10 protein-coding genes are annotated in these 10,477 nt (G+C 72.1%); 4 read left to right on the forward strand and 6 right to left on the reverse strand.

Annotated features, from left to right (window positions below):
* Positions 1-3 precede the first annotated feature (3 nt).
* The 3 genes from ACTHMF_RS03490 to ACTHMF_RS03500 are packed head-to-tail and all read left to right on the forward strand — an operon-like array spanning position 4 to position 2,776.
* Entirely contained in the window at positions 4-624 is a 621-nt protein-coding gene (locus ACTHMF_RS03490; RefSeq protein WP_440316310.1) for a bifunctional 4-hydroxy-2-oxoglutarate aldolase/2-dehydro-3-deoxy-phosphogluconate aldolase, read from the forward strand.
* On the forward strand, positions 621-2,231 hold the full coding sequence (locus ACTHMF_RS03495) for an N-acyl-D-amino-acid deacylase family protein (RefSeq protein ID WP_440316311.1): 1,611 nt from the start codon (positions 621-623) through the stop codon (positions 2,229-2,231). Before ACTHMF_RS03490 ends, ACTHMF_RS03495 begins: the two co-directional genes overlap by 4 nt.
* The gene (locus ACTHMF_RS03500; protein ID WP_440316313.1) at positions 2,216-2,776 is read left to right on the forward strand and encodes an RBBP9/YdeN family alpha/beta hydrolase; all 561 of its coding nucleotides are present in this window, start codon (positions 2,216-2,218) and stop codon (positions 2,774-2,776) included. Before ACTHMF_RS03495 ends, ACTHMF_RS03500 begins: the two co-directional genes overlap by 16 nt.
* 6 nt (positions 2,777-2,782) lie before the next feature.
* On the opposite strand, the gene ACTHMF_RS03505 is transcribed toward ACTHMF_RS03500, so the two are convergent.
* Genes ACTHMF_RS03505 through ACTHMF_RS03530 form a run of 6 tightly spaced genes read right to left on the reverse strand, consistent with a single transcriptional unit; the run spans position 2,783 to position 8,346 of the window.
* Entirely contained in the window at positions 2,783-3,934 is a 1,152-nt protein-coding gene (locus ACTHMF_RS03505; protein ID WP_440316314.1) for a mannitol-1-phosphate 5-dehydrogenase, read from the reverse strand.
* A 12-nt stretch (positions 3,935-3,946) separates the two neighbouring features.
* On the reverse strand, positions 3,947-4,384 hold the full coding sequence (locus tag ACTHMF_RS03510) for a PTS sugar transporter subunit IIA (protein WP_314147973.1): 438 nt from the start codon (positions 4,382-4,384) through the stop codon (positions 3,947-3,949).
* A complete protein-coding gene (locus ACTHMF_RS03515) occupies positions 4,381-5,991 on the reverse strand; it encodes a PTS mannitol transporter subunit IICB (RefSeq protein WP_440316316.1) in 1,611 nt (536 codons plus the stop codon). Before ACTHMF_RS03515 ends, ACTHMF_RS03510 begins: the two co-directional genes overlap by 4 nt.
* A gap of 40 nt (positions 5,992-6,031) precedes the next feature.
* Complete coding sequence (gene ptsP / locus ACTHMF_RS03520; RefSeq protein ID WP_440316317.1) at positions 6,032-7,708, reverse strand: phosphoenolpyruvate--protein phosphotransferase; 1,677 nt, start codon at positions 7,706-7,708, stop codon at positions 6,032-6,034.
* Positions 7,709-7,710: 2 nt separating this feature from the next.
* Complete coding sequence (locus tag ACTHMF_RS03525; protein WP_314147977.1) at positions 7,711-7,977, reverse strand: HPr family phosphocarrier protein; 267 nt, start codon at positions 7,975-7,977, stop codon at positions 7,711-7,713.
* Between the two features lie 60 nt (positions 7,978-8,037).
* Positions 8,038-8,346, reverse strand: coding sequence for a PTS sugar transporter subunit IIB (locus ACTHMF_RS03530; RefSeq protein WP_314147978.1), 309 nt, complete (start codon positions 8,344-8,346; stop codon positions 8,038-8,040).
* Positions 8,347-8,507: 161 nt separating this feature from the next.
* Here ACTHMF_RS03530 and ACTHMF_RS03535 point away from each other — a divergent pair, with 161 nt between their 5' ends.
* Positions 8,508-10,406, forward strand: a complete 1,899-nt coding sequence (locus ACTHMF_RS03535; protein ID WP_440316318.1) for a BglG family transcription antiterminator — start codon at positions 8,508-8,510, stop codon at positions 10,404-10,406.
* Positions 10,407-10,477: the final 71 nt, after the last annotated feature.

Genomic DNA, 10,477 nt, shown 5'->3' on the forward strand with positions numbered 1-10,477 from the left:
GCGATGCTCGTCGACACCCTTCGTGCCCACCGGGCGCTCGTCGTCGTGCGGGCGCCGCGCATCGACGATCCGGGCGGCCTGTGCCGCGCCCTCGTGGCGGGCGGCATCCCGGTCGTCGAGTTCACCTTCACGACGCCGGGCGTGGAGTCCGTGATCGCCGAGGCGGTGGCGGCGGTGCCGGAGGCGCTGGTCGGCGCCGGGACGGTGACCGACGCGCGCACCGCGGCCTCCGCCATCGAGGCGGGCGCCCGGTTCCTGGTGACGCCGGGGATCAGCGAGGGGGCGGCGGCGGTGGCACGCGAGGCGGGCGTCCCGATCCTGCTCGGGGCGCTCAGCGCGACCGAGGTGATGCGCGCCGTCGAGCTGGGTGCGGCCGCCGTGAAGGTGTTCCCCGCCTCGCTGGTCGGGCCGGGGTACCTGAGGGACCTGCGCGGCCCGTTCCCGCACGTCCCGTTCGTGCCGTCCGGGGGCTTGCACGCCGCGAACGCGGGCGAGTGGATGCGCGCGGGCGCGCTCGCGGTGACCGCCGGGTCCAGCGTCGTCGGCGAGGCCGACATCGCCGCGGCGGACTGGGCCGCCGTCACCGAGCACGCCAGGGCCTTCGCAGAGGCCGCGGCAGGGTGACCGGACGGCTGCTCATCCGCGGCGCCCGCATCCTGGACGGAAGCGGGCGGCCCGGCCGCACCGGGGACGTGCTGCTGGCGGCCGGCCGGATCGAGCGGGTCGCCGCCGGGCGCATCGATGCGCCGGGAACGCGGGCGCTCGATGCCGTCGGACTGGCGCTCGCGCCGGGGTTCATCGACATGCACGCGCACTCCGACCTCGCCGTGCTCACCGACCCGGCCCACCTGGCGAAGGTCGGCCAGGGCGTGACGACCGAGGTCGTCGGGCAGGACGGGCTCTCCTATGCCCCCGCGACGGCGGCTGCCGCGGAGGTTCTCCGCGAGCAGCTGGCCGGCTGGAACGGCATCCCGGACGGCGTCGAGCCCGGGTGGCCGACGATCGCCGGCTACCTGGCGGAGGTCGACCGGCGGGGCACCGCGACGAACGTGGCCGCGCTGGTCCCGCAGGGCACCGTCCGGCTCGACGTCGTCGGCGCGGACTACCGCCCGGCCGCGCCGGCGGAGGTCGCCGCCATGCGCGCGATCGTCGAGCGCGGGATGCGCGACGGCGCGTTCGGCATGTCAAGCGGCCTCACCTACGCGCCGGGGATGTACGCGGACACGGACGAGCTCGTCGCACTCTGCGAGATCGTCGCCAGGCACGGCGGGTTCTACGCGCCGCACCAGCGCTCGTACGGGTCCGGGGCGCTCGCCGCGTACGCCGAGATGGTGGAGGTCGCGACGCGCTCCGGATGCGCCCTGCATCTCACGCACGCCACCATGAACTTCGCGGTCAACCGCGGCAGGGCGGCCGAGCTGCTCGCCCTCGTGGACGACGCGATCGCCCGCGGGATCGACCTGACCGTCGACTCCTACCCGTACCTGCCCGGCTCGACCACGCTGGCGGCTCTGCTGCCCGGCTGGGCGTCGGCGGGCGGCCCGGACGCGGTCCTCGCGCGCCTCGCCGACCGGGCCGCACGGCGACGGATCGCGCACGAGCTGGAGGTCACCGGCAGCGACGGCTGCCACGGGGTGCCCGTCGAGTGGCGAACGATCGAGATCGCCGGAGTGCGGAACGCGGCGCTCGCGGACCGCGTCGGCCGCACCGTCGACGAGCTCGCGCTCGCGGAGCACCGGCCCCCGGCGGAGGTGTACGTCGAGTTGCTGATCGCCGACCGGCTGGGCACCAGCATCCTGCAGCACGTGGGCGACGAGGACAACGTGCGCGCCATCATGCGGCACCCCGCGCACACGGGCGGCAGCGACGGCATCCTCGTCGGCGGCAAGCCGCATCCCCGCGCCTGGGGTACGTTCGCGCGCTACCTGGGCCGCTACGTCCGCGAGGAGGGCGTGCTGACGCTCGAGGACGCGATTGTGCACCTGTCCGCGCGGCCGGCCGCCCGCCTCGGCCTCGCCGACCGCGGGCGCATCGCGGCCGGCCTGGTCGCGGACCTGGTGCTGTTCGACCCGGACGCCGTCGCCGACCGCGCGACGTTCGACGAGCCGCGGCTTCAGCCGGCGGGCATCCCATGGGTGTTCGTGGCGGGGGAGGCGGTGGTCGCGGACGGTGTCAGGACGGAGGCCGTCCCCGGCCGGGCGCTACGCTCGACCGCATGCGCGCCTTCCTGATCCTGCACGGCTGGGACAACCACCGCCCGCCCGGGCACTGGCAGTACGAGTTGGCCGCCGCGCTGCGGGAGCGCGGCGAGCGCGTCGTCTACCCGCAGCTGCCGGAGGCGGCGACGCCGGACGTCGACGCCTGGCGCGCCGCGGCCGCCGAGGCGCTGCGGGAGGCGGCGGCGGATGGCGCCCGGGTGACCGTTCTCTGCCACAGCCTCGCCTGTCTGCTCTGGCTGGGCGCTCGGCCGCGGGAGGCCGCTGTCGAGCGCGTGCTGCTGGTCGCACCGCCGTCCCCCGGCTTCGTGTCCGGCCACGCGGAGATCGCGGCGTTCGCGCAGCTCCCGGTCAGCCGGCCGGACGGGGCGCTGATCGTCGCGTCCGACGCCGATCCGTACTGCCCGGAGGGCGCCGAGCGCGCGTTCGGCGCGCCCCTGGGGATCCCGGTGGTCACGATCCCGGGCGGCGGACACCTGGAGCGGACCGCCGGCTACGGCGAGTGGCCGTCCGTGCTCGCCTGGTGCCTCGATCCTGGGGCCGCGATCGTCGCGCGCTGAGCCCGGTCAGGCCTGGGCGCCGCGCACGACCTCCACGAGCTCCTCGAACAGCGCCTCGCCCGGCTCCACGCCCATGACCTCGCTCACGATCGCCTCGGCCGACGCCTCGTCGAGCAGCTGCTGCAGCTCGATCGCCTGGGTGTCGTTCGCTGCGTCGAAGCGCAGGGCGGCGGACACGGCGAACAGAATGCCCTCCGGCACGCCGCCGACGTACTGCGCGTAGTCCGAGGCGGGCCCGATGAACCGGTCGTTGCGGCCGAGCTTCCGCAGCGGCTCGCGACCGACGCGGGTCACCTCGTCCACCAGGTGCGGGTTCCGGAACCGGTTCAGGATCTTCGCCCGGTACGCGGCCAGCTCGTCCGCGTCCAGGCCGTGCTTGGCCGAGAGGGCGGCGGACGTCTCCTCGAGCGCCGCCTCGACGGCCGCGAGGACGGCGGGCAGGGCGATCGCCTCGCTGATCGTCGCGACGCCCTCCAGGTAGCCCGTGTACGCCACCGTCGCGTGGCCTGTGTTCACGGTGAACAGCTTGCGCTCGATGTACGGCCCGAGCGAGTCGGCGAAGTGCGCTCCGGGGATGTCCGGCACGTCACCCGCGAACGGGCTGCGGTCGACGACCCACTCGTAGAAGGTCTCCACCGTCACGTCGATGCCGGCGCCCGGGTCCTGGGCGGGCACGATCCTGTCGACGGCGGTGTTGGCGAACACGGCGCGGGAGGCGATCTCCTCCCTGGCGTCGTCGTCGGGCAGGCCGTCCATCAGCTCGGCCGCGAGCAGGTCGGTCGCGCCGATCGCGTTCTCGCACGCCATCACGGCCAGGCGGGGCGCGTCGGCCGCGCGTGCGGCCAGACCCTTCGCGATCACCGGCGCGACGAAGCGGAGGATGCGCGGGCCGACCGCGGTGGTCACGACGTCGGCGGTCGCGATCTCGGCGACGAGCGCCTCCTCGTCGCTCGCGCTGTTGATCGCGCGGAAGCCGGTGACCGTCTTGGTCTCCGACTCGTCGCCGACCAGGTGCACGCGGTAGCTGTCCGCGGCCGCCAGCGCATCGATCAGCTCCGCGTTGACGTCCGCGAACACCACCTCGTACCCGGCCTCGTGGAGCAGGAGCCCCACGAAGCCGCGCCCGATGTTCCCTGCCCCGAAATGGACGGCCTTCATGCCCTCTCCCGCTTAGTCGTTGACGTCGGACAGCAGCGCGAACAGCGCGTCGGCGTCCGGCGCCTCGATGAGCTTCGCCACGTCGTCCTCTTCGGAGAACAGGATGGCGATCTTGCTCAGGATCTCCAGGTGCTCGTTGTTCTGGCCGGCGATGCCGACGACGAACCGCACCTCCTCGCCGCCCCAGTCGAGCGGCGAGGAGTAGCGGACGAAGGAGAGCGCAGACCGCCTGATCTCGTCCTTGGACTCGTTGGTGCCGTGCGGGATGGCGAGGCCGTTCCCCATGAAGGTGGAGACGGTGGCCTCACGCTGCCGCATCGAGTCGACGTACCCCGGAGCCACGGCGCCTGCTGCCACCAGCAGCTCGCCCGCCTCCCGGATCGCGTCCTCCCGCGTGGTCGCGGTGCCCGCGGCCACGACGTTCGCCCGGTCGAGAATCGTGTCGGTCATTTGGCAGCATCCTCCGTGGTGTTCTGCTTGGCGACCAGGTCGACGACCTCGTCGTACTTCGGGCTGTTCATGAAGTTGTCGACCGAGACGTGCAGCGAGTTCGGCGACTGTCCCTTGGCGCGGTCGGTCAGCTCGCGCTGCGTGATGACCAGGTCGGCCGTGCCGTCCAGGTTCGCGATGGCCTGGTTCGTCACCGTGACCCCCTCGACGCCCGCCTTCTTGATCTTGTTGCGCAGCACGGACGCGCCCATCGCGCTCGAGCCCATCCCAGCGTCGCACGCGAACACGATGTTGCGCACCAGCCGGTCGGTGCCGTCGCCCTGCGCGTCACCCGCGTCGTGCTCGCCCTCGTTGACCAGGCCCTCGAGGATCGAGGACTCCTTGCCCTTGTTCGCCTCGGTCTGCGCGACGGCGGCGGACAGGTCGCCGGCGTTGCCGGCGGCGAGGTCGCGCTTGCGGCTGGCCCGCAGGATGATCGACGCCACGATGAAGGAGACCGTTGCGGCGAGCACCACCGAGAGGATGACGCCGACGAAGCTGTCGGCAGGGGTCTGCAGCAGCACGGCGATGATCGATCCGGGGGAGGCCGGGGCGCGCAGGCCCGAGTTGAACGTCACGTTGGTGGCGATGCCGGTCATGCCACCGAGGATGGCCGCGATGATGATGGCCGGCTTCATCAGCACGTACGGGAAGTAGATCTCGTGGATGCCGCCGACGAACTGGATCAGCGCGGCGCCTGGGGCGCTCGCCTTGGCGACGCCGAGGCCGAAGATCGAGTACGCGATCAGGATGCCGAAGCCGGGACCGGGGTTGGCCTCCAGCAGGAACAGGATCGACTTGCCGGTCTGCTGCGCCTGCTCGACGCCGAGCGGGGTGAGCACGCCGTGGTTGATGGCGTTGTTGAGGAACAGCACCTTGCCCGGCTCGATCAGGATGCTGGCCAACGGCAGCAGGTGCACCGACACCAGCCAGTCGACCGCCCCGCCGAGCACCGAGCTCAGCCACTCGACGATCGGGGCGATGCCGAAGAACGCGCCGATCGAGAGCAGCATGCCGACGATTCCGGCCGAGAAGTTGTTGACCAGCATCTCGAAGCCGGCCTTGATCTTGCCGTCCCAGATCGCGTCGACCTTCTTCATCACCCAGGCGCCGAGCGGGCCGAGGATCATGGCGCCGATGAACATCGGGATGGTCGAGCCCACGATGACACCCATCGTCGCGATCGTGCCGACGACGCCGCCGCGCACGCCGTAGACCATCCGGCCTCCGGTGTTCGCGATGAGCAGCGGCAGCAGGTACGTGATCATCGGGCTGACGAGACCGACGTACTGCTCGAAGGTGTGCCCGTTCGCATCCTGCGCCAGCACCGTCGCGGCTCCGTGCCAGCCGATTTGGGCCTGGTCGCCGAATCCGCCGAGGATGCCGTTGATCGCCCAGCCGGTGTTCTGCAGCCAGCCGGTGGCGATGAACAGGGCCGTGATGAACCCCCACGCGATGAACGCGGGGATGTTCGGCATGACCATGTTCGAGAGGAACGTGCCGAAGCGCTGCACGTGAACGCGTGCGCCTCCGGGCTTCCTCGGCGTCGTCGCTGTCGCCGATGTCATGTTGGGGCCTCGTTTCTTGTCGGGGTAAGGGCTACCCGGGTTAGGGGGTGAACCGGGCCGCGGCCGCGCGGACCGCATCCCGGGCTTCGGCCGCACCGTCGGCGGCCAGGGCTGCCTCGGCCAGGACGCGTGCCTGGTCGAGGGTGTAACGGGTGAGGGAGAGCCGCACGTCGGCGATCGCCGCCGGCGACATCGAGAGGGTGGTCGCGCCGAGTCCGACGAGCACCACCGCGAGCAGAGGGTCCGCCGCCGCCTCGCCGCAGATCCCGACCGGCTTTCCCTTCGCCGCGCCCGCCGCGCCGACGTCGCCGATGAGGCGGAGGACGGCGGGGTGCCACGGGTCCTGGAAGCCGGCGACCGAGCCGAGCAGGCGGTCGGCCGCGAGCGTGTACTGCGTGAGGTCGTTGGTGCCGATGGAGGCGAACGCCGCCTCTTCGAGCACCCGGTCGGCGAGCAGAGCGGCGGAAGGGACCTCCACCATCACGCCGACGGTCTTGAGCCCGAACTCGGTCGCGAGCCGGACGAAGTACCTGGTCTCCTCGACGGTGGCCACCATCGGCGCCATCACCCAGAGGTCGGCCTCTGTCGCGGCGTCCGCCTCGGCGAGGGCGGTCAGCTGCTCGCGCAGGATGTCCTCGTTGGCGCGCAGCGCGCGCAGGCCGCGGAGGCCGAGCGCCGGGTTGTCCTCGTGCGCGTCGTTGAGGAACTCGAGCGGCTTGTCGGCTCCGGCATCGAGCACGCGGACCACGACCTTCATGCCGGGGAAGGCCTGCAGCAGTGCGACGTACTGCTCGCGCTGCTGCTCGACGGTCGGCGCCATCCGCGCATCCAGGAACAGGAACTCGGTGCGGAACAGGCCTACCCCCTCCGCTCCGGCCGCGAGCGCCTTCTCCGCGCCGTCGGCCGAGCCGAGGTTCGCCAGCAGCGGGATGCTCGTGCCGTCCGCGAGCGCGCCGGGCTCCAGGCCGCCGGAGAGCGCGGCGGCGCGGTCGGCGATGCGGCGCTCGGCGTCGGCGCGCTGGTCGGCGTCCGGGGCGATGGTCACGGTCCCGGCGGCCGCGTCGACGACGACCTCTGTGCCGTCGGCCAGGGCCTCCGCCCCCGCGACGCCGACGATCGCGACGATCGCCTTCTCGCGGGCGAGGATGGCGGTGTGCGAGGTCGGGCCGCCCTCGCTGGTGACCAGGCCGAGCACCTTCGTCAGGTCGAGCAGGGCGGTGTCGGCGGGGGCCAGGTCGCGGGCGACCAGGACGTACGGCTCGTCCGACTCGGGGACGCCGGGAGCCGGGCGCCCCTCCAGCGCGGCGATCACCCGCTGCGCCACGTCGTCGAGGTCGGTGGCGCGCTCGCCCATGTAGCCGCCGAGTCCGATGAGCATGTCGCGGAACACCGCGAAGCCCTCGTAGACCGCGCGCTCGGCGGTCTTGCCGCCGTCGATGCGCGAGGCGACGTCGTCGGCGAGGGTCGAGTCCTCCGCCATCATCGACTGCGCCTCGAGCACGTCGGCGGCGACGCCGGACACGGTGGCGGCCCTGGCGCGCAGGTCGGCCCCGACCGCCGCGACGGCCTGGGTCACGCGCGCCTTCTCCTCCTCCGGCGTGCGGGTGCTCGCCTCGTCGGCGGGCTCGGGGAGCGGGTCGGACATCCGGAGCACGCGCCCGAGCGCGACCCCCTGGCCGATGCCGGCCCCGGTCAGCTGCGTCGTCGTGTCGCTCATGATCAGGCGTCGTGGTCCGTGGCGAGGATCTCGGCCAGGTCGTCGAGCACCGCGTCGGCGTTGGGCGCGTCCGTGGTGAGGATGATCTTGTCGCCGTGGTCGATGCCGAGCGAGATGACTCCGAGGATGCTCCCGGCGTCCACGCTCTTGCCGCCCTCCTTCGAGAGCTGCACCGCGGCGCCGGAGTTGTTCACCGCCTCCACGAACAGCTTCGCCGGTCGGGCGTGCAGCCCGTGGCTCGATCCGACAGTGATGATCCGCTCAGCCATGATGGTTGTCTCCTTCTGTTCCGTCGACGGCCGGTTCCCTCTGTGGAACGGCGTCCGCTCTCATAGTGCCGCCGCCTTCGCTTCGAGGGCCAGGTCGAGCGCGCGCGCTCCGTCGAGCGCGGCCGGCGAGACGGGCGGAAGCACCGCGATGGCGGTCCCGCTCTCCGCGGCCCTGGCGCGCAGGCCGGGGACGGACGACTCGAGGTGGGCCCCGACGAGCACGACGTCGATCCCGTCGAGCGAGGTGAGCTGGCTCGCACTCCCGGCCGTCACGTCGGCCTGCAGCCCGCGCGCCGCGGCGGCGCTGCGCAGCTTGACGGCAACGAACGTGCTGGAGGCGCCCGCGCCGCAGACGACGACGATCTTCATCGACCTGGCCTTTCGAGTGGAGCTGATGGATCGCCTGCCATGCTCCCCCCGCCCGCGGCCCGGTTCCAGCAGCGTTTCTTCCTGGGGTGCGGAAAGCCGGGCGGAAACCTCTCGTCAGCGGGGCCCGGGGTGGTTGACTCGGTACGGAAAGGTGGTCCCCGGTGGCGCTCTCGGCGAAGCAGGCGAGGATGCTCGACATCCTCTCGCGCCGTGCTGCCTGGGTGACGGCCGCCGAGCTCGCACACGACCTCGGGGTGACCACCCGCAGCATCCGCAGCTACGTCGCCGCGCTCGGCGGTGCGGTCGAGTCGGGCCCGAACGGCTACCGCGTGCGACCGGACGCCTACGCCGCGCTCCTCGCGGACACCGGCCAGGATGCGGACGCCGGCTCGCCGCAGGAGCGGCTCGTCTTCCTGGCCCGCCGGCTGCTCGACGAGCCGGACGGCGTCGACGTCTACGAGACCGCCGACAGCCTGTTCGTGTCCGAGTCCACGATCGAGTCCGACCTCACGCGGATGCGCGGGCTGCTCTCCGGCACCGAGCTGACGCTGGAGCGGCAGGGGCCGGTCGCGCGGCTGGCCGGCCCGGAGATCGCCAGGCGCAAGCTGATCAGCCGGCTGTTCCGCGACGAGATGCGGCAGAGCGTCGTCGACGTCGCGCGCATCCAGGAGGCGTTCGCATCCACGGGCCTCAGCGAGTTCAAGGCCGACCTCGTCGCGATGCTCGACGCGCGCGGGTTCTTCGTCAACGAGTACGGCATCAACGACGTGCTGCTGCACATGGCCGTCGCCCTGGACCGGGTGGCGAAGGACCGGGTGCTTCCCGCGGCGGGCGACCCGGGGGTCAGCGACACCATCCGTTCGCTCGCGGACGATCTCGGCGGACTCATCCGCACCCACTTCGACGTGGAGCTGGACGCCACGGAGCTTCGCTACCTCGCCATCCTGATGCGCACGAGGGTGATCGCCCCCGGCGCCGGCAGCGACACGGTGGAGGAGTTCGTCAGCGAGGAGGACCTGGCGGTCGTGCGCGGCATCGTCTCCCGCGCCTCCGCCGAGTACCTGGTGGATCTGCGCGACGAGAACTTCATCGTCCGGCTGACGCTGCACGTGCAGAACCTGGTGGCGCGTGCCCACGAGAAGACCTACTCGCGCAACCCGCTCACCCGGTCGATCAAGAGCTCCTACCCGATGATCTACGAGCTGGCGGTCTACATCGCCAGCCGGCTGCAGTCCGCGGAGGGCATCGAGGTCAACGACGACGAGATCGCGTACATCGCGATGCACGTCGGCGCCTACCTGGAGCAGCAGTCGCGGCGAAGGGACGCGGTCACCTGCGCCGTCGTCTGCCCGAACTACTACGACATGCACATCCTGCTCCGCGAGCGCCTGGAGAGCGCGCTCGGCGACGAGCTGGACATCACCAGCGTGATCACCACGGCGGACGCGGACTGGTCGCGCATCGACGCGGACCTCGTGCTGACCACGATCGACCCGCGGGGCAGGCGCGAGAACGCGATCATCGTGCAGCCGTTCCTGACCGAGACCGACGTCGAGCACATCCGCCAGTCGGTCGCGCGCATCCGTCGTCAGCGGCGCAGGGCGGCGATCAAGAGCGAGCTGCTGGAGTACTTCGACGAGAGCCTGTTCCTGCGCAACTTCTACGCGCGGGACGCGATCACGATGATCCGCGCGCTGGGCGACCGGATGATCCAGGCGGGGGCGATCGACGCCGACTACGTCGCCCAGTCCATCGAGCGCGAGCAGATGTCGTCGACGGCGTTCACCGACTCGCTCGCGGTGCCGCACGCGATGACGATGAGCGCCAGGCGCACCGCCATCGCGATCGTCGTCAACGACACCGCGATGGACTGGGGGGACGCCCGCGTCAACGTGATCGCGTTCATCGCGTTCTCCGCCGGCGGCCGCGCGGCCTTCCAGACCGTCTTCGACCAGTTCGTCGAGGTGTTCTCGGACCGGGAGGCGGTGCTCGGCCTGATCCGCAGGGCGGACACCTTCACCGCGTTCATCGACGAGCTGGTCCGCATCATCGACGCGTGAGGCCGCCGAGCACAGGAAAACCGCCGCGAATCGAGCTCGATCGCGACGGTTTCCCTGTGCTCGGCGGCGCT

The sequence above is a fragment of the Leifsonia sp. genome (genome assembly GCF_051955155.1).
GTDB lineage: Bacteria > Actinomycetota > Actinomycetes > Actinomycetales > Microbacteriaceae > Leifsonia.

Bases quoted from the DNA above. Each gene is read 5' to 3' on its own strand.
- ACTHMF_RS03490 (WP_440316310.1), top strand. From the start codon at position 4: ATGCTCGTCGACACCCTTCGTGCCCACCGGGCGCTCGTCGTCGTGCGG.
- ACTHMF_RS03500 (WP_440316313.1), top strand. From the start codon at position 2,216: ATGCGCGCCTTCCTGATCCTGCACGGCTGGGACAACCACCGCCCGCCC.
- ACTHMF_RS03505 (WP_440316314.1), bottom strand. From the start codon at position 3,934: ATGAAGGCCGTCCATTTCGGGGCAGGGAACATCGGGCGCGGCTTCGTG.
- ACTHMF_RS03510 (WP_314147973.1), bottom strand. From the start codon at position 4,384: ATGACCGACACGATTCTCGACCGGGCGAACGTCGTGGCCGCGGGCACC.
- ACTHMF_RS03515 (WP_440316316.1), bottom strand. From the start codon at position 5,991: ATGACATCGGCGACAGCGACGACGCCGAGGAAGCCCGGAGGCGCACGC.
- ptsP (WP_440316317.1), bottom strand. From the start codon at position 7,708: ATGAGCGACACGACGACGCAGCTGACCGGGGCCGGCATCGGCCAGGGG.
- ACTHMF_RS03525 (WP_314147977.1), bottom strand. From the start codon at position 7,977: ATGGCTGAGCGGATCATCACTGTCGGATCGAGCCACGGGCTGCACGCC.
- ACTHMF_RS03530 (WP_314147978.1), bottom strand. From the start codon at position 8,346: ATGAAGATCGTCGTCGTCTGCGGCGCGGGCGCCTCCAGCACGTTCGTT.